This window comes from Seonamhaeicola maritimus, assembly GCF_008056315.1.
Taxonomy (GTDB): domain Bacteria; phylum Bacteroidota; class Bacteroidia; order Flavobacteriales; family Flavobacteriaceae; genus Seonamhaeicola; species Seonamhaeicola maritimus.
This window is the reverse complement of the sequence record NZ_VRKQ01000016.1, coordinates 113,469-136,740: the sequence shown is the minus strand read 5'-3', so window position 1 is coordinate 136,740 and position 23,272 is coordinate 113,469. Positions and strand designations below refer to the sequence as shown.

Here is a 23,272-nt window from a genome sequence, read left to right as displayed (position 1 = left end):
GAGGATTAAACTCTAGAGGCCAGACTTAATTTAACGGTATTTTAATTTCTAGGAGTTAATTGTTTATTGATTTTTTTATTCTGAATGAGTTTTGATCTATTAAATAGTCTTTGTTCAGATAGTGATAGGTACCTGTTAAATTTATTATCTACTTGTTTTTGAAGTTGTCTAATTAATGTTTTAAACGTTTCGGGACTGTTGTTCAGCAATTTTGAAAATCGTTTTTCCATTTTTAAATAGTCTTCAATTTTTATTGAAGGAACGTTAGAGTCTAATTGCAATGTGTTTAGTCTATTTCCTAACCGTCTTGGGTCATTTCTATACAATAACCACTGGCCTGATTTTACTGCAGCTTTGTGATATTGACTTGGGTTTTTCATGTCAATGCCATGAGCGTCACTATGACAATACGCTATGATTATTGAGGGGCCATTGAAACTTTCAGCTTCGTTGAAAGCTTTTAAAGTTTGTTCCTGGTTTGCTCCAATTGCTACAGAGGCTACATACACATTGTCGTACATCATAGCCAAACGCCCCAAATCTTTCTTTTGCCTTTGTTTTCCATTGAAAGCGAATTTTGCCTGAGCACCAAATGGTGTTGCTTTTGAGGCCTGAGCTCCTGTGTTGTCATAAACTTCGTTGTCCAAAACTAAAATATTTATATTTTCACCTGAAGCCAAAGCATGATCAATGCCTCCATAACCTATATCGTAGGCCCACCCATCACCGCCAATTACCCATACACTCTTTTTAACTAAGTTATCACTAATATTTAGCAATTCCTCTGATTCAAGAGTGTCCATTTTTTTAAGAGATTCTTTTAATTGAGTAACTTTTTGTTTTTGTTGATTTATTTTTAATTCTGAATCTTGAGAATTATTTACAATATCAAAAGCCAATTCAGAACCAATCTGGGATGAAAGCTTTTCTATCAACTGTTTTGCTTGTTTTTCTTGTTGATTGATAGAAAGTCTAAACCCCAAACCAAATTCCGCATTGTCTTCAAATAGAGAATTTGACCATGCGGGTCCATAACCTTTATTATTTTTTGACCAAGGTGTTGTTGGTAAAGCACCACCGAATATGGAACTTGCACCGGTTGCATTAGCAACTAAAAGTCTATCCCCAAACAATTGAGACATAAGTTTTAAATAGGGTGCTTCTCCACAACCCTCAACACCAATTGAATATTTAAATAAGGGTTCTTGCAGCTGCTGCTGACTCACCTTTGTTGTATCTATGAGGTTTCTATCTAATTCTGAGATAGTTTCAAAGTAATTCCAAATAGATTTTTGTTCTTTGTAAATATTCTCACGTTTTTCCAGTTTTAGTGCTTTTGTGGGACAAGCATCAATGCAATTATTACAACCATTACATTGGTCAGGGTTGATTTGAATGGTGTAATTCATTAAATCGAAATCCATAGAATCTATAAAATCAAAATTTTTAGGAGCGGTTTTTAAATATGTTTCATCAAATGCTTTGCTTCGTAAAGCAGCCTGAGGACATGCCATACTGCAAGCACCGCATTGTGTACATGTATCTATATTCCATTTTGGAAGGAATTCTGAATGCTGAATAGGATTGAATTTTGAAGTGTCACTTTCAAAAGTGCCATCAACTGGTAGTAAGCTTACGGAAGTATCATTTCCTTGATTATTCAGTAATCTTGCTAATAGTGAACGATTAGGGGATTCGTTAAAATTAGATAAGGAAGTTTCTTCTATATAGGTGTTAGACGTGTCAACTTTATAGATGAAATCGATTAAATCATGAATAGATTCAGAAAAGGTCAAATCCTTTTTAAGTGCTAAAAAGCAAGCATGTAATTCTGAAATAGTTTCATTTTTAAGTAGCTCTAATTTTTCAATAGCACTAATGTTTACAATTAGTAAATTGATACGTTTTGTTATAATTTCTCTTTGTATGTTTACCGTTAATGAATGCCAGAATGCTTTAGACGTTAATGAAGAGTTAACCAGTAGTGTTCCTCCTGATTTTAGATTTTTTAAAGTGTTATCTTTAATTGTGAAGATAGCTTTTTGGCAACCAATAAAATCGGCTTGTTCTATTAAATATGGTGCCTTTATTTGTTTGTTGTCAATGCGTAAATGGGCAATATTGAATGTGTTGGCTTTTTTGTAATCACATTTTATATAGCCCTGAGTAAAGGTGTTTTCTTTTTTTGAAATAATCTTTAAGGTGTTGGTAAAGCTCTCTGATAGTTTTGTGTTTTTTTCTTCATAAAATATTGCTTTGTAGCAGCTGTTGTCAATATGTATTGATTCTGAAATATCTAAACTTAAATTTTTGACGTCGTCGTTTATTCCAACAGTGAAATTATTTTTAGGTTGATATTGTTTTAGGTTGTTGAAAATGGCGTTCACCATACTTGGCGTGAATTCCTTAGAGGATAATCCGTATCTGCCCCCAACTACTTTTGGAAAGGTTGATATTTTATTATTTTGATAGGCTTCAAAGATAGATTTTAAAATATCTAAATACAAAGGTTCTCCGTTTGATCCAGCTTCTTTAGTTCTATCTAATACGGCAACAGATTTTGTAGTCTTTGGTAATGCTTGCAGTAAATGTTTTGTACTAAATGGTCTGAATAATCTAACTTTTATTAAACCGAACTTATTTCCATTATTGTTTAAATGTACAATAGTTTTCTCAATTGTTTCTGTAGAAGATGCCATAGAAATGATGATCTGTTCTGCATCGTAAGCGCCAACGTAATCGAATAGATTGTAGCTTCTGTTGGTTAATGAAGCGAAGGTGTTCATATGTTTTTGAACAATGTCAGGACATGTGTCGTAAAATGGGTTTACAGCTTCTCTGCTTTGAAAAAACAAATCAGGTCCTTGAGCGGTTCCTCTAATAACCGGATTGTTGGGATTTAAAGCATTTGCTCTATGATTTTTAATGGTTTTTAGATCCATCATAAATTGGATGGTTTCATCAGAAATTGTTTCAATTTTTGAGGTTTCATGAGATGTTCTAAATCCATCAAAAAAATGAACGAAAGGAATACGAGATTCTAAGGTTGCTGCTTGCGCTATCAAAGCAAAATCCTGAGCTTCTTGAACTGATGCACTCCCTAACATAGCGTATCCAGACTGACGAACGGCCATAATATCGCTATGGTCGCCAAAAATAGATAAAGCGTGAGTGGCTATACTTCTGGTTGCTACATGAATAACGTTAGGTGTTAATTCACCTGCAATTTTGTACATATTTGGAAGCATCAATAATAAACCTTGTGATGCTGTAAAAGTAGTTGATAAAGAACCTGTTTGTAAAGCACCGTGCATTGTTCCGGCAGCGCCTGCTTCACTTTGCATCTGAAACGCAGTTGGCACATTGCCAAAACAGTTTGGTTTGTTTTCAGCACTCCATTGTTCAACCAATTCGCTCATTTCCGAAGCAGGTGTAATGGGGTAAATTGGAAACACCTCATTGGTTTTATAAGCAATTCTTGCAACTGCTCTATTAGCATTGGAGATGTGATATTTTGAAGCTTTCATTTTTTGGTGTTCAAATCATTTATGATTGATGATAAAAAAATGGCTACTACAATTTGAGTAGCCATTTTTTTAAGTGGTTTCTACTGTTTAACAATTTCTATGTTTACAGGAGTTGGATTGCTAATCATGTCAAATACAGGAGAAAATTTAGCTAAGTTCTCAAGTTGTTCAGCAGAAGCGTCAGATTTAACTTTTAATTGGATAGTTACTCCATTAAAACCAGTTCTTACTTCGGGATCTAATCCTAAGAAACCATGTAAATCTGCATTACCTTTAATTGTAGATTCTGCACCTTCAATGTCAATACCGTTAGCAGCAGCATGATATACCATAGCTCCAGTTAAACAAGAACTTAAGGCATGTAATACAACTTCTGGTGGAGTTGCGGCTTCGTCTTCTCCTAATAATACTTGAGGATGGCTACATTCCATTGTGAATGTTTCTTCACGCGTTGTGTCTTCTTGACCTGCTCCGTAGAAGCTTTTTATGCTAGACACACAGTGCCCACCATTAATCCAGTTATTTTTAGCTCTAAATTCAAATTTTGCTAATTCTGGTTGTTCTTGAATGTGACCGATAGTTTCTACTAATTGATCTACGTTTACTCCGTTTTTTACATTTGCTGTTGTAATCATGTTTTCTAAATTTTAAATTGATTAATAAATTGGTTTTTAAATGTTTGACTTGTTTAATGCTATTCATGTGCCAAACTAATTAAACAGCTGTTAATCAAGTGGTTAAAATAAAATTAAGACACTAGTGAATTAACGAAATATCGTTGAATAACGAAATATCATAATTGTAATAACGAAATATCGTGAAATTAAATAGGTCGCTCAATACCAAGCGCCTTTATTCTTGAGGTAAGGGTTGTTGGAGGTATTTGTAGTAATTCCGCAGCCCCATTTTTTCCAGAAATCTTCCATTTGGTGTGTTTTAGGGCTTTAAGGATGTTTTCCTTTTCAAGAGCATTAAATTCTTTTATAGTTAAAATGCGTTGTTTATTATTTTGAAAATTTGCTTCTTGGGTTCCAGCCTTATTAGGAATAATGGCATGCCAATTTATTTCACCATTTTGGGATACTATGACAGCGCGTTCAATTAAGTTTTGAAGCTCCCTAACATTCCCTGGCCAGTGGTAAGTAGATAATAAAGTTTTGTCAGCCTCCGATAACGGAATCATAGGTTTATTTAGTTTTTTGGAAAATTGCTCTAACATTTCTTCTGCTATAAGATGAAGGTCATTACCTCTATCTCGAAGTACAGGAACATCAATAGGGAATACATTTAAACGATAATATAAATCTTCTCTAAACTTACCTTCCTTTGAAAATTCTAATAAATCTCTATGTGTTGCAGTAATTATTCGAACATCTACTTTTATGGTTTCAGAGCTTCCAACGGGATCAAATTCACCTTCTTGAATAACACGTAAAAGCTTAGGCTGCAACTCTAAGGGCATTTCGCCAATTTCATCTAAAAAAATGGTGCCTTTGTCAGCCAACATAAAACGCCCTTTTCGGTCTACAGTAGCACCCGTAAATGCTCCTTTTTTGTGACCAAACAATTCGCTCTCTATTAAATTGGTTGGAATAGCACCGCAGTTAATTCGAATTAGTGGTTTGTCATTTCTTTTACTCTCTTTATGAATAGCACGTGCAATAAGTTCTTTACCCGTTCCGGTTTCACCATGAATTAATACCGTGGCATCAGTTTTTGCTACCTGTTGAACTAAATTCAAAGCTTGCTTCATTGCTTTATTCTCAGCAATGATGCCATAGCTACTAGTTAGTTCTTTTATTTCCTCTTCTAAATACTGCGTTTGTTTGGTGAGTAAATTTATTTTGTCTTCAGCAATTAGACGCTCTTCTATATTTCTTAGAATTAATGTATAAAATGTCTCCGAACCACTTCCATATTTACTAATAGTACCCTCGTTTAAAGTTTCACTGTTATCAGACCCTATCACCTTTATAATATTTGGTAAATATTTATTGATGGATGATTTATCTTCTATTCCAGATTTAACAATATCCTCGATTAAATTAGCACTGTCATCATCAAAAAAGAATAAAACGTTACGTTGTAATACATCATCATTTTGCAAAATAGTATTGGCAGACGGATTGGTTAAAATAATTCTGAAATCACTGTTAAACATAATAATGGCATCCATGGCTCCATTAATAAGTCCACTCATTTTATTGCTTGCTATTTCAATGTCTTGTTTAGAAGAGGCTAGTCGTTCTTGAATAGTATCTAACTCCCTGTGACGTTTAATCATTACAGACAGAATACCTTGTGCAAAACCAGAATCATTGGCCATTAAATCTAAAAATTGTTGCCTCCCAATTATTAATACATCGGTTTTTTCTATTGCCGTAACAGATGCCGAACGTGTTTCATTATCAATCAAAGCATATTCACCAAAACATTCACCATTTTCTAGTGTTCCATAAATGTGCTTTTTATCATGAACCTTTACCTTGCCACTAATAATGGCATACATAGAATTACCAACTTCATTCTTGTTAACAATAACTTCGTTTTTCAGGTAAGAAGCTTTTTCAGATTCTATACATAAATGTTTTAAAGATTCATTAGATACTTCAGAAAAAAATGGGATTTCAGAAAGAAACTCTATTAATTTATTGGTAGTTGCTTTAGCCATATGTTGGTAAATATCATGTTAAAGATATTAATTATTTATAATAGTAATAACACTGAATATGAGCATAAGATTTAGCTTTAAAGATAATTGACTAAATTAGTAAACACCTAACGTTAAACCAAAATGGCAAGAAACAGACAACTTGCAGCCATCATGTTTACTGACATTGAAGGGTATACTTCTTTGATGCAAAAAGATGAAAGTCAGGCTATTTCAATAAGAGGAAGACATCGTAAGACATTTGAAATAACTACCGAAGCTTTTAATGGTCAGTTAATTCAATATTTTGGTGATGGAACCTTAAGTGTTTTTAAAAGCACTATTGAAGCTGTAGAATGTGCCATAGAACTTCAAAAAGCCTTTTTGGAAGAACCTAATATACCTGTTCGCATAGGAATTCATGTAGGGGATATTATATATTCTAAGGAAGATATAATAGGAGATGCTGTTAATATAGCTTCTAGAATAGAATCTTTGGCCGTAGCTGGAAGTGTTTTGGTGTCTGATAAGATTAATGATCAATTAAGAAATAAAGGTAATATCAATACCGAATTTATTGATGCAGTAGATTTTAAAAATGTGAATAGGACCATACCTATTTTTGCTGTTACTACAGGTGGCTTAAAAGTTCCTGAAAAGGAAAGTCTAAAAGGAAAAACAAAACCTAAAGAATCTAAAGAGTTTGAGTTTTACAGAAAAAAGAGTCTTTATGTGTTAGGGTTTCTATCAATTATCATTTTAGCGCTTGCGTATTATGTTATGAAAACTTCCAATGTAGATAGTATTAAAAAGGAAGCTACATTAGTGGTTATTCCTTTTGAGAATATGAATAACGACGATGCTTCTGATATATTTACCGATGGCATCACCGAAGACATTATTACTCATCTTTCCAAAATCCAGAATTTGCAGGTGATTTCTCGAGTTTCAGCAATGCATTACAAAAACAGTAATAAGACAATTAAAGAAATTGCCAATGAGTTAAATGTTAATTACCTTTTGGAAGGTAGCGTGCGAGTTAATAATAATCAAGTACGAATTAATGCCAATTTGGTTGATGCCAAGGAAGATAAAAATTTATGGGCTGATAACTATGACAACACCTTAGTTGAGATTTTTAAAATTCAAAGTGACGTTTCAAGAGATATAGCTAGTGCACTTCAAATAACCCTTAGCGACAATGAAGTTCTTAGAATTGACAATCAGCCAACAAAGAGTGCCGAGGCTTATACGGCTTTTAAAGAAGGACAAAGGTATTTGCACCAAGGTGGTGGAAAAGTAGAGGAACTAATAAAAGCGGAAGATCTTTTTAAAAAGGCCATAGAATATGATCCTGAATTTTGCAGGGCTTATGTTGGTGTGGCTGAAACTTATATGGAATATATATTTTGGGGGAGGGAATCTCCTAAAAAAATGCTTGAATTGGCTTCAATTCCTGCTTTAACGGCTCTAGCAATAAACTCTAATGATGGTGGTGTTTATGGAGTTTTAGGCGCTATTAGCTACTACAAATATGAAAAGGAGGTAGCTATAAGATATTTAAAGAAGGCCATAGAAATTAACCCTAGTTATGTTGGGGCTTATAATAAATTGGCGTGGATTTATGCTTTTGAAGGAGATCTTAAACTCATGGAAGAAAACTTTAATAAGGTTTTAAAACTAGACCCGTTATCTTCAAAATATGTTGGGGATATGGTTCAGGCTTATTATTATTTAAATGAGTTTCAAAAAGGCATTGATTTAGTAGATAAATCCCTGAATCGGTTTCCTAATGATAATATGCTAATTTGGACTAAAGCCACAGCTTTGTCCGGTCTTGAGAAGTATGATGCCGCAATTTCATTATACACGTCCAGAAGTGTGGCTTCAAATACAAATTGGATGCTTGGTTATTGCTACGGAAAAACAGGGCAGTATGACAAAGCGAAAAGAATTTTAGATTATCAACTTGATAAGAATAAGAAAGTATATGTGCCTGCATATATGATAGCTACCATATATATGGGGCTTGGTGAAAAAGAAAATGCTTTAAAGTATTTAGAAAGAGATTATGAATTTGGAGGACAGGGATTATTTTTCTGGGGATTGAAGCATGACATTAAATTCAGGGTATTTCAAAATGAACCTCGGTTTATCGCGTTGTTAAATAAAATTGATTAATTATTTTTTTCACTGCTATTTCGCATCTATTTGGTTAATTTTATAAGTAAATAATACTACGATATGTCTAAAAACAGACAACTTGCCGCCATTATGTTTACTGATATTGAAGGATACACATCTTTGATGCAGTATGACGAGAAAGAAGCTGTTTTGGTTAGAGAACGGCATCGCACCGCTTTTGAAATGACCACCGAAGCCTTTAATGGTAGAATTATTCAATATTTTGGTGATGGCACTTTGAGTATTTTCAAAAGCACTGTTGAAGCTGTTGATTGCGCAATAGAATTACAAAAAGCTTTTTTAGAAGAACCTAAAATACCAGTAAGAATTGGTATACATGTCGGAGATATCATTCGGTCTAAAGACGATATTATTGGTGATGCCGTTAATGTAGCGTCAAGAATTGAATCTTGTGCGGTAGCCGGAAGTGTTTTAATTTCGGATAAGGTTCACGATCAAATTAGGAGTCATAAACATATACAGTCTAAATTTTTAGACGCTTATGAGCTTAAGAATGTGGATGACGCTATGCCAATTTTTGCTATTGCAAATAATGGTTTAGTGGTTCCAAAACCAGAAGATGTAAAAGGTAAGCTAAAAGAAAAAAAGGAAAAATATAAACCACCTTTTTATAAAAGAAAGAGCAGTTTAATATGGTTGGTAGCTCTTATAGCTTTGGTTGTATTTGCGCTAAATATCAAATCCATTAAAATCACTACTAATAATTCAGTAAAAGAATTATCTATTGCCGTTTTACCGTTTGATAATTTAAGCAGTGATGAGGATGCAGAGTTTTTTAGGGATGGTATAACCGAAGATATTCTTACGCAACTATCAAAATTAAAAGAGATACGGGTTATTTCCAGAACGTCGGTAATGCAATATAAGGAAACTGAAAAAACCATTCCTGAAATAGCCGAAGAACTAGGGGTGTCTTATATTTTAGAAGGAAGTATTAGAAAATACGGTGATGATATTAGGATTTCTGCGCAGTTAATTAATGCCTATAATGATGAACATTTATGGGCTCAGAATTACGATAAAACTATCACAAATGTATTTACTGTTCAAACTGAAGTATCTAAAGAAATAGTAAATGCCTTAGAACTTAATTTATCGTTCGAAGAACAGAAAAGCTTATCTAATATTGCCACCCAAAATATTGACGCTTATAAACTTTTTTTAGAAGGTAGGAGTGAGGCAGATAAACGGAATTCTGAAAGTATATCAAAAAGTATTACCCTTTATAAAGAAGCTGTTGTTTTAGATTCCAATTACGCAGAGGCTTATGCTGAAATAGCAAACTCTATTTATTTGGAAACCTATTATTCTGGAAGGGATGTTAATGAGGCTTCGGAATTAGCAAGAGAATACCTTAACAAAGCAGAACAAATTAGTAGTGAAGTACCAAGGATTTATTCAGTTAGAGGATTTATAAATAATATTGAAGGCAAACATGAAGAGGCTGAGGAAGCTTTTCAAAAAGCTATAAAGTTATCACCTAACGACTTAACTACAAGGCATCAATACGCAACTTTTTATTACTATTCTAGGCAATATGATAGAATGTTGGTACAGGCACGTATTGCATATAAGTTAGACCCCTTGTCTTTTGCTGTGGCTAATAATTATGCTACTGCCTTGGCTTATACACATAAATATGAAGAAGCTGAAATGATAATGAAGAAAGTTGAAAAGCTAGGTAAGGAGAACAATCAATTTGTAATTAATAGAACTTATTTTAGAATTTATACAGATCAAGAAAAGTATAAAGAAGCCATAGAACCTCTTAAGTACTTGGTATCTGAGGAGAATGTATATAACCGCTTTTTAGGCTTTTCTTATGCAAAAGTAGGTGATACTGCTAATGCCTTTAGAATTATAGATACAATTCGTTTAGTAGCACGACCTCAGGAAAAAAGTCAACAGCTAGCAGTAGTATTTGCTGGTTTAGGAGTTAGAGATAGTGTGTTATATCATATAGATACTGTTAGAAACAAACAGACAGCAACTTTAAGACGAGAAGTACCTGAGTTCTTTCGGTTTTTAAAAGATGATCCTGAGTTTAAAGAGTTGCTTAAGACTCATGGGATTACGGAAAATTAATTTTTTCAATTTCTTGTAACATTTTTAATTTGATAGCGTCATATTAGTAATCAATCAAAACAATCAATGCTATGATGCGCAAAGACAATCAATTAATTGTTATCACCCATTTAAGTCAGTTAGTGCTTTTTATTATGGGTTTTGGTAGCCTAATATTACCATTAATACTTTGGGCTACTCAAAAAGAAAAAGTAGATAAAATGGATGCTCATGGAAAGAGTATTATAAACTTTCAATTGAGTTTAATAGTCTATTTTTTAATTTGTATTCCAGGAATTTTATTCTTTGGATTAGGCTTGTTAGGCTTTATAGTTTTAGGAATCTTTTCATTTATATTCCCAATTATAAATGCTATTAAAGCAAGCAATGGAGAAAACCCTAAATACCCTTTAACCATTAATTTTATAAATTAAGGAATAAAGAAAAAGAACATGAAATAAGATCCTTTATCTCTTAATTTTATTAGTTAGTTTAGTTAGTATGAGATAAAACCAAAACGCTCACTTATTTGTGAGCGTTTTTTTGTTTAGAGAGTCTACTCAATTTTCAAATGATAAGAGTTCCCAAAATATTTTTATAATAATCGCTATTTTAGCTTAGCCAGAACCAGGTTAATAATCAAAGTTTCCCAAGAAAGTTTATTCCAAGATCACCAAAGGGTCCGAAATTCTACATAGAATCAAGTGAGATATTAATGCCCTTCCTTAAGTAATTCTTTAGGAAATTTAGACTTAAACCTGTTTAATCTTGGAATAGAAATACGCTGAATATAAGGATGATTTGGGTGTAAACGTTCGTAGTTTTGGTGATAATCTTCTGCTATCCAAAACTTTTGAAATGGATATACTTCGGCAGCTATTGTTGCGTTTAGTTTTTTAGCCAAAGCTGCTTTCTTTTTAAGTATAATTTGTTTTTGTGCTTCGTTCTGGTAGAAAATAATAGAACGGTATTGAGAGCCCTTGTCTGGTCCTTGACCATTAACTTGTGTTGGGTTTTGAGAAGCAAAATAAACATCAACTAGGGTTTCAAAACTTACTACATTAGGCTCGTAAATAATTTCTACAGCTTCAGCATGACCTGTGCACCCGGTATTGCTGGCTTCATAAGTTGGGTTGTCAGAATGTCCGCCAGAATAACCTGATATTGATTCTTCAACACCTTTTACACTTTCATAAACAGCTTCTACACACCAAAAACAACCGCTGGCAAAATATGCTCTGGCTTTTCCGTTTTCTAAAGGAACCTCAATAGGTTTTGCATTGATAACGTTTTCTTGAGCCTTTTTTGTTTGTGCTATGTTTTGGCAGCTAAAAAATAATGTAACTATTAAAAGTGTGATTAGGTTTTTCATGTTTTTTTCTTTCTTCAGACGTATAAAAATACAAAACCTTAATGTTATTGTTGGTTTGATTTTTTATGATTGACTTTTGGAACTGTACAAATGGTGGCTTTTTAGGTTCCTAATTCTGCGTTAGGAATTACTCATGCATTATGACTTTTATAAAGAGGGAATCTGGAATGCTTCGCATTTCTAGCAAGTTACCGTGTAACGTGAAAAGCACGACCCGAGGAGAGGTAACGTCCAAAATAAAAAAAGCCCTCACAATGTGAAGGCTCTTTGAATATATATTTTAAATGGATTAAAGTTTAGAAAACATTTTTTCCATTTTTGCTTTTTGTTCTTCAGCTAAAGCGGCATCAACTAAAATTCTACCACTGTGCTCATCTGTAATTACTTTTTTACGAGAAGCAATTTCTACCTGCACTTGAGGCGGAATGGTGAAGAAAGAACCACCAGAAGCACCTCTTTCAATTGGTACTACTGCTAATCCGTTTTTAACGCTACCTCTAATTCTGTCATAAGCAGCAACCAAACGGGCTTCAATTTGAGTTTTATAAGTTTCTGATTTGTCAATTAAAGCTTGCTCTTCTTTTTCAGTTTCAGCTAAAATATCATCTAACTCACCTTTTTTGTGCTTTAAATGAGTTTCACGTTCTTTCAAACGGTCTTTAGTTTCGCCAATAACCTCTTTCTTTTGCTCAATTTGAACTTTAAATTCTTTAATGTGCTTTTCAGCTAATTCAATCTCAAGTTCTTGGAATTCAACTTCTTTAGTTAATGAGTTGTACTCTCTGTTATTTCTAACATTTTTTTGTTGTTCACTGTACTTTTTTATTAAAGCTTTAGATTCTTCAATAAGATTTTTCTTAGAATTAATATCGTTGTCAATTACTTCTAAACTAGCAACAAGTTTTTCTAATCTAATGTTCAGTCCAGCTACTTCATCTTCTAAATCACGAACTTCTAAAGGAAGTTCTCCACGAACATTTCTAATTTCGTCTATGCGTGAGTCTATGAGTTGTAAATCGTATAAAGCTCTCAAACGCTCTTCTACAGTTACTTCTTTCTTTTTAGCCATACTTTAAAAATACTTAACGGGATTTGTATTGGTCTTTGATAAAACGACTGCAAAATTAGTGATTTTTTTTGTAAGATACGTTACTAAAAGATTTTTTGTGAACTGTTCACTTTCGTAATGTCCAATATCTGTTAAAAGAATACTATCCTCTGCTGTGAAAAAGTCGTGGTACTTTAAATCTGCTGTTATAAATGCATCTGCACCTGAGGCTTTTGCAGCACTAATTGCAAAACTACCTGAGCCACCTAAAACAGCTACTTTTTTAATGGGTTTATTTAAAAAGGAAGAGTACCTAATACACTCTGTTTTCATACTAGATTTTAAATGTGTTAAAAAGTCTTTTTCATCTAAGGAGTTTTCAAGCTCACCAATCATTCCCATCCCAATATTTTGGTTCTTGTTTTCTATGGTAACAACTTCATAAGCCACTTCTTCATAACTGTGAGAGCTTATTAAAGTTTTTATAACTTTTGATTCTAGATGTTTTGCAAAAATTACTGAGACTTGGGTTTCCTCTTCATGGTGTGTTTCACCTTTTTTGCCAAGGGTTGGGTTGGAATCTATATTGCCTTGGTAAGTTCCAATACCCTCTTTATTAAAACTACAATTGCTATAGTTACCAATGTTTCCAGCTCCGGCTTCAAATAAAGCTGTTCTTAAATTTTCGGCTTCCTCTTTTGGAACATAGGTTGTAAGTTTTTTAATAGTTGCAGATTGCGGAATGAGTATTCTTTTATTAATCAAACCCAGTTGATTACAAATCATATCATTTACACCTTGTAACGCATTATCTAGAGCCGTATGAATTGCATAAATAGCTATATTGTGTTTAATGGCTTTTAAAACTACACGCTCTACATAAGTTTTACCAGTGATTTTTATTAGCCCTTTAAAAATAATCGGGTGGAAGCTCACTATCAAATTACAGTTTTCCGCAATGGCTTCGTCTACAACACTTTCTAGGGTGTCCAGGGTGACTAAAACTCCAGTAATTTTTTGGTTTTTATCGCCAACTAAAAGGCCAACATTGTCAAAATCTTCGGCGTAAGCCAAAGGTGCTAATTCTTCTAAATGATTAATGACGTCTTGAACAATCATAAGTATTTTATTTGCTTCAAAGATAAAATATTATACTTTCACTAGTTCACTTTTATTGATTTTAAAGGTCTTGTGTAATCTTAAATGATTTAATAATTGATTATATTCGAACCCATATATTTATTAAGATTTCGCTCTGATGAAGTTAGTTAGAAAAATATTATTACCAATTGTTCCAATTTATTATTTGGTGACAAGCCTAAGAAATAAACTGTATGATGCCGGGGTTAAAAAATCAACTTCATATGCTTTTCCTGTTATTTGTGTTGGAAATTTAAATGTTGGTGGCACAGGAAAAACGCCAATGATTGAGTATTTAATTAATCTACTTAAAGAAGATTTTAAAGTAGCCACCTTAAGTAGAGGCTATAAACGAAAAACAGAAGGGTTTCAGTTAGCTGATAAAAACTCAAATGCAGATAGTATTGGAGATGAACCTTTTCAGTTTTATAATAAGTATAAAGATGACATTATAGTGGCTGTTGATGCTAATAGGAATAATGGAATAAAAAATTTAATATCAGCAAATGATGTCCCTGAGGTTATTTTATTGGACGATGCCTTTCAGCATAGGAAGGTAAATGCGGGATTCAATATTTTATTAACCACATATAGTAACCCTTATTTTAGTGATTATGTATTGCCAACTGGTAATTTACGTGAACCTAGAAGTGGCGCTAATAGAGCTGATGTTATAATTGTAACCAAGTGTCCTATAAATATAAGTGAAGATGAAAAATTGGAATTTATTAGTAGGATTAACCCAAAAAAAAGTCAACAAGTTTTTTTCAGTTCAATAAGGTATTCCAATAAGGTGTTTTCTGATGAATCTTCAAAAGAAATTAAAGAGTTAAAGGCGTTTACTTTAGTGACTGGTATTGCTAATACTTCTCCTTTAGTATCTTTTTTATCTGAAAAAGGTCTAAATTTTGAACATCTTAATTTTAAAGATCATCATAATTTTACCCAAAATGAAATTGATGATTTAAATAATGAAACCCTTATAATTACTACCGAAAAGGATTATATGCGATTAAAGCAATATGAATCTTTAAAAGATAAGTTGTTTTATCTACCAATAGAAGCAGCTATTGATAAGGCAGAGTCTTTAAATGGGTTGATTTTAAATTTTGTATAAACTAAGCCGTAGCAGATTTACCTTCTTTCGAAGCTAGAGCGTTATATAGTTTTTTCTCAAACTCTTCTTGCTTAAATGGTTTTGGAATAATATCTGTGAAACCAGCTTCTTCAAATTCATGCATTTTGTCTTCAATGGTTACAGCTGTTAAGGCAAAAATAGTAAGCTCTTTATCAAAGGTTCTAACAATTTTAGTGGCTTCAATACCACTAATTCCAGGCATGTGAATATCCATTAAAATAATGTTGTAATCATTTGTTTTAATCATATCCACGGCTTCTTCACCATTATCAACAATATCACATTTAAGATCCATTTTAGTTAAAATCTTTTTAGTAATCATTTGGTTGATTTTGTTGTCTTCAACTACCAAAATCTTAACGTTGGTAAGATCTAACTCATTAGTCTCCTTATCAAAATAAGACGTTTTAGTTTGAGCTATTTCTTTAACCTCGGTGTATTCTAAAGGAATTTCAAAGTAGAAAGTTGTTCCTTTGTCTAATTCACTTTTAACATGAATTTCTCCATTTAAAATATCAATTAAACCTTTAACTATGGATAAGCCTAAACCAGTACCCCCATATTTACGATTAATCTGAATGGAACCTTGAGAGAAGCTTTCAAACATTTTATCTTGCTTTTCCTGACTAATTCCTATACCATTATCTTCAACTTCAAACCTAAGTTTATAGATTTTATCTTTAACAGCCATTTGATACACTCTAATCCAAATGTCCCCATCTTTTGTGAACTTAATAGAGTTGCCAATAAGATTGATAAGGATTTGTGATATTTTTATTTGATCTGCTATATAGTTTTCCGGTAGATTTTTATCGAATTCAAAATGAAGTTTTACATTATTGTCCTCAGCGGAATTATTAAGTGCCAAAATAATATTACTTATTTTTTTTCTTAAGTTGAAAGGTTCTGGCTCTAAGTTGACTTTATTTGCTTCAATTTTGTTTATTTGAAGAATGTCGTTAATAAAAGTTAACAGATAATCTCCTGAAAATTTTAATGATTTTAAATGCTGAATTTGTGAAGGCTTTGGGTCTTCCTCTAACAGCATGTTGCTTAAACCCGTTACTGCATAAAGTGGAGTGCGTAACTCATGAGTAACAGTAGACAAGAAATTTGCTTTAGTTTTTGAAGCTAATTCTGCTTTTTCTTTGGCAATAATAAGTTCACCATTCTTTTTATGAAGCATATTATTGGTCTTTAACCTAATGTTATTATTTTTATATAACGACAAGGTTAAAAGTGATAATATTGTTATGAGTGCTACACTTAAAATGGAGATAAGTGTTCTTACACCGTCATCTTCTTTCTCTTCTTTGGCCTCAGCTTCTAGTTCTTTAATTCTATCATTTTTTTCATCTAATAAGAATTGAGTTTCTAGTTCTTTATTTGAACTAATTGTTGTTAGATTTCTTATTGAATCTGATAATATTAAATGGTTACTCAAGTAATTTCTAGAAAGCTGATAATTTCCGATAGTATTGTGCAAGTTACTTACTACTAAATAACCATCATTTAAAATAGCGGTAAAATTATTGTTTTTTGCTATTTGTAAACCATTATTAGCTAATTCTATGGCTTTCACATTATTTCCTAGTTCATTATAAACTAAACCGTGATTTATCAGGGCTTCACTTTGAGTTTTTAATAAGCCTAATTTTTTAGAATGGGCTGTAGCCTGTTCTAATACAGCTCTAGCTGTTCTATAGTTTTTAAGTAGCATGAATGTTTTACCCTCTAAAAGAAGTGTTTGTGGAATACCATGCTCTAATTCCTCTTGCTCAAAAAGATTTTTGGCAGATTTGAAATAGTCAGTTGCTTTATAATAATCTCCTTTAACTATATAAAATTCACCTAAGGTTTTATAAGAGTTTGCCAAGTTAGCATCATCTTTTATTTCGTTTTGAATTTTAATGGCTTCATTTAAAGATATAAATGCTTTATCAAGCTCTTTATTTATAAGTTCAATCTTGGCTCTATGAGTATTGATAATAGCAATACTCTTTTTGTTTTTGGTTTTTTTGGCAATTTTTAGGGCTTCATCAAGATTCCTTTGGGCTTCAGAATAATTGAATTTTTCTAATTCTTCTTGAGATCGATCTATACGATGATTAATGTTACTTTGTTGAATTTCAGGGTCATCTTGTATGGTTTTTTGAGACCATGCAACTATGCCAAGTAACATTGTTAGTGCAAGTATATATTGTTTAATTTGGGACATCTTAGTTCAAGATTACTGACAAATATAATTATTTTATCGACAAAATACACTTTTTTTCCGACAAATAACATATTAAGTCAATAATTCGTTTAGAATATCCAGTTTCATTATCATACCAACCAATGATTTTCACCATCTTTCCAATTACCGAAGTCATTTGGGAATCAAAAATACAGGAATGCGTATTTCCAACAATATCAATTGAGACAATAGGATCTTCAGTATACTCTAAAATGCCTTTATAATTATTTTGTGATGCTTCTTTAAAAGTATTATTAATATTTTCAATAGAAACGGTGTCTTTTACGTTAAAAGTAATATCAGTTAAAGAACCGTTAATCACAGGAACTCTAATGCCACAACCTCCAATAACATCTGATAAATTAGGGAATATTTTTGTCAAAGCCTTTGCTGCTCCCGTTGTTGTTGGTACTATTGATTGGCTAGCGGCTCTTGAACGACGTAAGTCTCTATGTGGTTGGTCATGTAAACTTTGATCTGTAGTATATGAATGTACAGTGGTAATGTATGCCTGATCAATTCCGCATAGTTTATTTACTATATCAATCATTGGTGCTGCATTATTGGTGGTACAAGACGCGTTTGAGATAATGGTTTCAGAACCGTCAATTATACCATCATTAACACCTAAAACTATAGTTTTAATATCATCTTCTATAGGAGGAACACTTAGAATGACTTTTTTGGCACCATTCTTCAAATGATATTCTAAATCCGATGTGATTTTGAACTTACCTGTGGCCTCAATTACAAAATCAACAGTGTAAGGTATCCAATCTAAATCTTTTGGGTGTTTTTTGTTTAAAAGCGGAATTCTTTCTTTATCAACAATAATGTAATTCTCATCAAAAGAAATAGGTCCATTAAAAAGACCATGAATACTATCGTATTTAAGGAGGTGGCTTAAAGTTTTGGCATCAGATAAATCATTAATAGCAACAACTTTTATGTTTTTATAATCTTGAAGAAGTCTAAAAACACGTCTGCCTATTCTTCCAAAACCGTTGATTGCAACAGTAATCATGACTAGTTAATGTGTTTTTGTGCTCTATATGATGAACGCACTAAAGCACTACTTTCAACATGACGGAAACCAAGACTTAAACCAATTTCTTCATACTCTTTAAATTGGTCTGGATTAATAAATTGCTTAACCGGTAAATGCTTTTTACTTGGTTGAAGGTATTGACCAATTGTAACCACGTCAACATCATTATCTTTTAATTCATGGAGTGTTTCAATAACTTCTTCTCTGGCTTCACCTAAACCAAGCATAATTCCAGATTTGGTTCGTCTTTGTCCTGCTTGTTTTAAATATTTAAGAACGCCTAGGCTTCTATCATACTGCGCTTGAATTCTAACTTCTCTTGTTAGTCTTCTTACGGTTTCAATATTATGTGACACGACCTCAGGAGTAACATCTACAATTCTTTCAATATGCTGTTCAATACCTTGAAAGTCTGGAATTAATGTCTCAAGAGTAGTCTCAGGGTTCATTCTACGAACAGCTTTAACCGTTTCTCCCCACATTATACTCCCCATATCTTTTAAATCATCTCTATCAACACTGGTTAAAACAGCATGTTTAATGTTCATGATTTTAATAGAACGAGCTACTTTTTCAGGCTCATCCCAATCAACAGATTCTGGTCGCCCTGTTTTTACCCCACAAAATCCACAAGAACGAGTACATATATTACCTAAAATCATAAAGGTAGCAGTGCCTTCACCCCAACATTCTCCCATATTAGGGCAACTACCAGAAGTACAAATTGTATTTAGATTATACTTGTCAACTAACCCTCTTAATTCGGTGTATTTTTTTCCTGTTGGAAGTTTTACTCGAAGCCATTTGGGTTTTGGTTTTCTTTCAGGTAAAATATTAGATGTGGTTTCCTTTTGCATAGTCAAAAAATGAAACGCAAAGATACAAAGTATTCTTTTATAAAGTAATAAGGTACCAGATGCTAAATCCTATTAAAAAGATCATACCACACCAACTTAAAACATGCATTTTTATGTTAGGCCGCCATTCTTTAGGTGTGTGGTTACCAGAGATTAATTTGTAATTAATAATTGCGTAGAACGGCGCCGTTATAAACGAAAGAATGGTTGCAATTTTTATAAGTAGTCCCATTTCTGATGCAAAAAAGAAAAATATGCCAATGGTGCCAATAACCAACAATAGAATCCACGCTAAATAACCGCGTTTATAGTTTCTGCCAATTAAAAGTTCCAAAGTTCTATCCATGGCTCTTGGTGAAGCATCTAAACAAGTAAGTGTAGTACTAAACATAGTAGTAAATGCAGCAATGCCAATTAAAATATAAGCCCATTCACCTAAGCTAGTGGTATACATTTGTATGAGTTGACCTGAAAAACCTCCAGCTGAATTACTAAAAGTTTCTCCTGAACCAAACATCACCAGACATCCTAGAAGTACGAAACCAATACCTAAAATAACTGTGCCAATATAACCAACATTAAAATCGAATAAGGCTGATTTAGATTTGAATTCTTCATCATCTTTTCGTTTTTCTACCGCCCATAATGAGTGCCAAACCGAAATATCCAGTGGTGCAGGCATCCACCCCATAAAAGCTATTAGGAAAGCTACTTGAGCAGTTTCTTTAGGGAATACTTGTGCAAGTGAAACACTTGAGTCATTCCCATAAAGAGCCATAACTACAGCCGAAATTGTACTAATTGATAAAATAATTATAATAACCTTTATCATATTATCTAAGAGTTTGTATTTACCTAGTATAAGTAGTAATAAACAAACTATTAGTACAATGACAGTCCATACTTTAACCGCCAGCACTGGGTTGAAACCTAAATTCCCGAATATAGAAGAAGCTAAACCTGCAGTAACAATTGTAACAGCGGTTTGAATGGTGAACATGGTAGCAAAAGTTAAAATGAAGTACGTAACTAATATGCCTTTTCCAAGTTTTTTATAGCCATCTAATAAACTTTCACCTGTGGCAGCAGCATACCTAGGGCCAAATTGAAAGAATGGGTATTTAAATAAGTTGGCTAAAAGTAAAGCCCAAAGTAACCCTAAACCAAAATCGGCACCAGCTCTGGTAGATTGAACCAAATGCGATACGCCAATAGCGGCTCCAGCAAATAATAAACCAGGACCTAAGTATTTAAGCTTATTAATCATTTGGAATTTTGAATAATTTCGGCAAGTAGTTTTTTTGCTCGCAATAATTTTACTTTCACATTGTTTATAGGCTCATTAAGGTCTTTAGAGATTTCTTTATAGCTCAACTCCTGAAAGTAGCGCAAGTTTATAACTTGTTGATAATGAGGTTTTAGTTTTTTTATGTCCCTAAGCAATTTAGCTAGATGTTGTTCCGTAATTAGTTTATCTTCAATGGAAGGTGATTCGTCTAAAATTTGTAGAACCGATTTTTCGTCATTAGAAACCATTTGAGATATAGACTTTTTCTCTTTACGCAATAGGTCAATATGAATGTTCTTTGAAATGGTAATCAACCATGTTTTAAACTTAAAAGAATCATCAAAAGTTTCTATTCTATCAAAGGCTCTTGAGAAAGTTTGGATAGTGATATCTTCAGCATCATTTTCGTTTTCAACACGCTTTAGCTGGAAGCCATAAACATCATCCCAAAAAGTATCTAGTAAATAATTAAACGCTTTTTGGTCGTTTTCCTTAGCGCGTTTAATAGCATCATTTATTTCCAATGGTTAGGTTTTGAAATAAGATTGTTTATAAAGATAGTTAATTGAGATATAATTAAAAAGAATTCCAAAAAAGGAAGTAGCCACAGTAAATCTGTTTCTTCTAATTTTTTGGCAGATAGACCGTATACAATGTATTGAATAATTATTCTGAATAAAAATAAGGACAATACTATTTGCCAATTGAATAATGATGCTAATAGTATTATACTTAAAATCCAAAATAAAAATTGTGTACAGAAAACTAGCGTTAGTAATACCTTATGCTTTAATTTATAAAATTTGGCTGTGGAAACATGTCTTCTTTTTTGTTTAAACCAATCTTGAAATGAAGTTTTAGGAGGGGATATTGTGATACTATCTTTAGTATAGCAAATAGTGGTGTTACTTTTTGTAGCTATTTGGTTAATAAATAAATCGTCATCACCAGAACGCACTTGAATATGATTTATGAACCCATTGGCATTAAAAAATTCCTTTTTAGTGTATGCCAGATTTCTGCCAACTCCCATGTACGGAATACCCAGTTTGGCAAATGAAAAATACTGAATAGCAGTAACCAATGTTTCAAATCTAATAAGTTTGTTTAAAAAGGAGTTTTTAATTTTTGAATAAGCCCCGTATCCGAGAATAACATGTTTATCATTGTTAAAATGAGAACTCATTTCTCTTACCCAATACTTAGAAACGGGTTTGCAATCGGCATCTGTAAAAAGGAGGTAATCATTTTTGGAAGCCTTTATTCCAAGTGTTAATGCATATTTTTTGTTTCCCCAGAAAGCTTCTACATTTTTTACATCAACAATTTTAATATTGTTGAATTTGCTTTTATAGGCTTCCATGACTTCTAGAGTTTCATCATGTGAAGCATCATTTATGAGCACTATCTCATAGTCTGGATATTCTTGTGAAACAATTGAGGGTAAAAAGTTTTTTAAATTTTCAGCTTCATTTTTAGCACAAATAATTACAGAAACTGAAATCTTTTTAGGAGATTTTTTACTCGGTTTTGAAAAGGAAAACCGTCCGAAGAGAAATAGGTAGAATAAGACTTGGATACCAACTATAACAATAAATGTATAGTAAATAATATCAAGTAATATCATGAAAGATTATGAGTGTTGAGGTTCATTACAATCTGAAAACTGATCTGGTGTTTTTCCACAGAATCCACAAGCTTCCCCTTCTTTATTCAAAACAGGATTTTGACTTGCACAAGTACCAGCAAATTTACCGTCTTTTTTTGCCCATATTTTAATAGCTATACCTGCAATGGCAATACCTAATATTAGAACTGTAATTAAGAAAAGTTTCATTGAATTTATTTTGGACAAAGGTAATACTTTTATCAAATATTTTCTTCAAATAGAGGTAACAAAAGGAAATGTGACTAAGTGCTTGTTTCTGTGTCACATAAATAATTTGTACATTGAATTACTAACTAATTAAACTTAAAATTATGAAAAAATTATTTGCAGAATTTTTCGGAACGTTTTGGCTCGTCTTTGGGGGTTGTGGTAGTGCAGTATTTGCAGCAGGTTTTCCAGAATTGGGCATTGGATTTGCTGGGGTTGCCCTAGCTTTTGGTCTTACAGTATTAACAATGGCATATGCTGTGGGGCATATTTCTGGTGGACATTTTAATCCTGCTGTATCTTTTGGATTATGGGCAGGAGGTAAGTTTGAAGCTAAAGATTTAGTAGGTTACATTATTGCACAATTAATTGGTGCTTTTGTTGCAGCTGGAGCTTTATATTTAATTGTTACCAACAAGGCAGGTGTTGAATCTATTGGTGGTTTTGCTGCTAATGGTTATGCAAATTTATCCCCTGATGGTTATTCCATGACAGCAGCCTTAATTGCTGAGTTCTTATTAACCGCATTTTTCCTATTGATTATTTTAGGAAGTACTAATGAAAGAGCACCAAAGGGTTTTGCCCCAATAGCTATTGGATTAGGTTTAACGCTTATTCATTTAATTAGTATTCCTATTACTAATACTTCTGTTAATCCTGCAAGATCTACAAGTCAAGCTTTATTTGCAGGAGGAGATTATACTGGTCAGTTATGGTTGTTTTGGGTTGCCCCAATAGCTGGAGCAATAGTGGCTGGGTTTATTCATAAAGCATTATTTGATAAAGAGTAATAATAGAATTTATAAAACATAAAAGGCTC

Annotated in this window: 18 protein-coding genes; 5 read left to right on the top strand and 13 right to left on the bottom strand. The window is 32.7% G+C overall.

From position 1 onward, the window contains the following. Positions 1-41: 41 nt before the first annotated feature. The 3 genes from FUA22_RS14625 to FUA22_RS14615 all read right to left on the bottom strand — a co-directional run bounded on the left by FUA22_RS14625 (position 42) and on the right by FUA22_RS14615 (position 6,198). Complete coding sequence (locus FUA22_RS14625) at positions 42-3,527, bottom strand: 4Fe-4S binding protein (RefSeq protein ID WP_147769336.1); 3,486 nt, start codon at positions 3,525-3,527, stop codon at positions 42-44. A gap of 80 nt (positions 3,528-3,607) precedes the next feature. Further along, positions 3,608-4,162, bottom strand: coding sequence for an OsmC family protein (locus FUA22_RS14620; protein WP_147769335.1), 555 nt, complete (start codon positions 4,160-4,162; stop codon positions 3,608-3,610). Between the two features lie 188 nt (positions 4,163-4,350). Beyond that, a complete protein-coding gene (locus tag FUA22_RS14615; RefSeq protein ID WP_147769334.1) occupies positions 4,351-6,198 on the bottom strand; it encodes a sigma 54-interacting transcriptional regulator in 1,848 nt (615 codons plus the stop codon). A 123-nt stretch (positions 6,199-6,321) separates the two neighbouring features. Here FUA22_RS14615 and FUA22_RS14610 point away from each other — a divergent pair, with 123 nt between their 5' ends. The 3 genes from FUA22_RS14610 to FUA22_RS14600 all read left to right on the top strand — a co-directional run bounded on the left by FUA22_RS14610 (position 6,322) and on the right by FUA22_RS14600 (position 10,880). Further along, complete coding sequence (locus tag FUA22_RS14610) at positions 6,322-8,358, top strand: adenylate/guanylate cyclase domain-containing protein (protein ID WP_147769333.1); 2,037 nt, start codon at positions 6,322-6,324, stop codon at positions 8,356-8,358. Positions 8,359-8,421: 63 nt separating this feature from the next. Next, the gene (locus FUA22_RS14605; protein WP_147769332.1) at positions 8,422-10,467 is read left to right on the top strand and encodes an adenylate/guanylate cyclase domain-containing protein; all 2,046 of its coding nucleotides are present in this window, start codon (positions 8,422-8,424) and stop codon (positions 10,465-10,467) included. A gap of 74 nt (positions 10,468-10,541) precedes the next feature. Further along, positions 10,542-10,880: a DUF4870 domain-containing protein gene (locus FUA22_RS14600; RefSeq protein WP_147769404.1), complete on the top strand. Its 339-nt coding sequence runs from the start codon at positions 10,542-10,544 to the stop codon at positions 10,878-10,880. Positions 10,881-11,158: 278 nt separating this feature from the next. Here FUA22_RS14600 and msrA read toward each other — a convergent pair whose 3' ends face one another. The 3 genes from msrA to FUA22_RS14585 form a co-directional block, all read right to left on the bottom strand. Then, on the bottom strand, positions 11,159-11,818 hold the full coding sequence (msrA, locus tag FUA22_RS14595) for a peptide-methionine (S)-S-oxide reductase MsrA (protein ID WP_147769331.1): 660 nt from the start codon (positions 11,816-11,818) through the stop codon (positions 11,159-11,161). Positions 11,819-12,107: 289 nt separating this feature from the next. Continuing rightward, positions 12,108-12,887, bottom strand: coding sequence for a zinc ribbon domain-containing protein (locus FUA22_RS14590; RefSeq protein ID WP_147769330.1), 780 nt, complete (start codon positions 12,885-12,887; stop codon positions 12,108-12,110). A gap of 3 nt (positions 12,888-12,890) precedes the next feature. Continuing rightward, complete coding sequence (locus tag FUA22_RS14585) at positions 12,891-13,985, bottom strand: Nif3-like dinuclear metal center hexameric protein (RefSeq protein WP_147769329.1); 1,095 nt, start codon at positions 13,983-13,985, stop codon at positions 12,891-12,893. A 139-nt stretch (positions 13,986-14,124) separates the two neighbouring features. On the opposite strand from FUA22_RS14585, the gene lpxK reads away from it, so the two are divergent. After that, positions 14,125-15,123, top strand: a complete 999-nt coding sequence (gene lpxK, locus FUA22_RS14580) for a tetraacyldisaccharide 4'-kinase (protein ID WP_147769328.1) — start codon at positions 14,125-14,127, stop codon at positions 15,121-15,123. Position 15,124: 1 nt separating this feature from the next. Here lpxK and FUA22_RS14575 read toward each other — a convergent pair whose 3' ends face one another. The 7 genes from FUA22_RS14575 to FUA22_RS14545 form a co-directional block, all read right to left on the bottom strand. Continuing rightward, entirely contained in the window at positions 15,125-17,326 is a 2,202-nt protein-coding gene (locus tag FUA22_RS14575; protein ID WP_241664838.1) for an ATP-binding protein, read from the bottom strand. Between the two features lie 64 nt (positions 17,327-17,390). Continuing rightward, on the bottom strand, positions 17,391-18,407 hold the full coding sequence (gene gap, locus FUA22_RS14570) for a type I glyceraldehyde-3-phosphate dehydrogenase (protein ID WP_147769326.1): 1,017 nt from the start codon (positions 18,405-18,407) through the stop codon (positions 17,391-17,393). 2 nt (positions 18,408-18,409) lie between these two features. Continuing rightward, complete coding sequence (lipA, locus tag FUA22_RS14565) at positions 18,410-19,288, bottom strand: lipoyl synthase (protein WP_147769325.1); 879 nt, start codon at positions 19,286-19,288, stop codon at positions 18,410-18,412. A gap of 37 nt (positions 19,289-19,325) precedes the next feature. Beyond that, the gene (locus FUA22_RS14560; protein ID WP_147769324.1) at positions 19,326-20,555 is read right to left on the bottom strand and encodes an Nramp family divalent metal transporter; all 1,230 of its coding nucleotides are present in this window, start codon (positions 20,553-20,555) and stop codon (positions 19,326-19,328) included. Next, entirely contained in the window at positions 20,552-21,100 is a 549-nt protein-coding gene (locus FUA22_RS14555; RefSeq protein ID WP_147769323.1) for an RNA polymerase sigma factor, read from the bottom strand. Before FUA22_RS14555 ends, FUA22_RS14560 begins: the two co-directional genes overlap by 4 nt. Beyond that, positions 21,091-22,203 carry a glycosyltransferase gene (locus tag FUA22_RS14550; RefSeq protein WP_147769322.1) on the bottom strand — a complete coding sequence of 371 codons (1,113 nt, stop codon included), beginning with the start codon at positions 22,201-22,203 and terminating at the stop codon, positions 21,091-21,093. The genes FUA22_RS14555 and FUA22_RS14550 overlap by 10 nt, the downstream gene beginning before the upstream one ends. 6 nt (positions 22,204-22,209) lie before the next feature. Then, positions 22,210-22,413 (bottom strand): membrane or secreted protein, encoded by a 204-nt coding sequence (locus FUA22_RS14545; protein WP_147769321.1) that lies wholly within the window; start codon positions 22,411-22,413, stop codon positions 22,210-22,212. A 143-nt stretch (positions 22,414-22,556) separates the two neighbouring features. On the opposite strand from FUA22_RS14545, the gene aqpZ reads away from it, so the two are divergent. Next, the gene (gene aqpZ, locus FUA22_RS14540; protein WP_147769320.1) at positions 22,557-23,243 is read left to right on the top strand and encodes an aquaporin Z; all 687 of its coding nucleotides are present in this window, start codon (positions 22,557-22,559) and stop codon (positions 23,241-23,243) included. Positions 23,244-23,272: the final 29 nt, after the last annotated feature.